This is a genomic window from Paenibacillus sp. 598K (genome assembly GCF_003851045.1).
Classification (GTDB): Bacteria; Bacillota; Bacilli; order Paenibacillales; family Paenibacillaceae; genus Paenibacillus_D.
This window is the reverse complement of record NZ_BFBX01000103.1, coordinates 55,168-55,867: the sequence shown is the minus strand read 5'-3', so window position 1 is coordinate 55,867 and position 700 is coordinate 55,168. Positions and strand designations below refer to the sequence as shown.

The 700-nt window shown below is 61.6% G+C and carries 1 protein-coding gene and 1 pseudogene; both read right to left on the bottom strand.

All coding sequences use genetic code 11. The annotated features are described in order from the left end of the window. Positions 1–284, bottom strand: a 284-nt coding sequence (locus tag PA598K_RS26495) for a Gfo/Idh/MocA family protein (RefSeq protein ID WP_185602241.1), incomplete at its 3' end; no start/stop codon positions are given. 60 nt (positions 285–344) lie between these two features. Continuing rightward, a pseudogene (locus PA598K_RS26490) lies at positions 345–700 on the bottom strand (sugar phosphate isomerase/epimerase); the annotation flags it as partial.

The window sequence follows — 700 nt, the reverse complement described above, 5'->3', positions numbered from 1 at the left end:
CCGAAGACGTGGCAGCCAGCCTCCATCGCCGTTGTAGCAATCGTCTTGTGACTGGCCGGGATCGTCACGTCGAACACCAGATCGGCCTCCGTCGACTGGAGCGCTGCGGCGAGGTCGGTGTAGATCGGCACATCCAGCTCCTTGCGCTCAGCCAGCTTGCGAGCCGACTCTTCGTAGAGGTCCACCAGGCCTACGATCTCGACGCCCTCGCGAGCGATCGCATAGTCTACCCAGCGATTGGCCATGCCGCCGCAGCCGGCGACAATGATGCGATGCTTCGTCATGTTTATCACTCATTCCCTTTATATGTTTGATCGTTTGCTATGATCGCGATCCCGCGCAGTCTACGTCGGGTTCGGCACGAAGTCGCCGCCGCGACAGCGCTTCAGATAGTTCAAGCCATGCACCTGGCCAGTCATCTCCCACTCGCCCCGGTAGACCGGGTCATGGTAGCCTTCGATGTCGATGCTGCCCTCATAGCCGCCCTGGCGCAGGATCGAGATGATGTCGGTCCAGTTGGAGTCGCCGAAGCCCGGCGTCCGGTGCCAGACGAACGGCTTGGGTCCATGGATGCCGTACTCGCGGACGATGTCCCAGGCGATCGTGGCGTCCTTGCCATGCACATTGAATATCTTGGGCAGCCACTTGCGCAGCTGCGGGATCGGGTCGATCAGGCTGACCATCTGGTGGCACGGCTCCC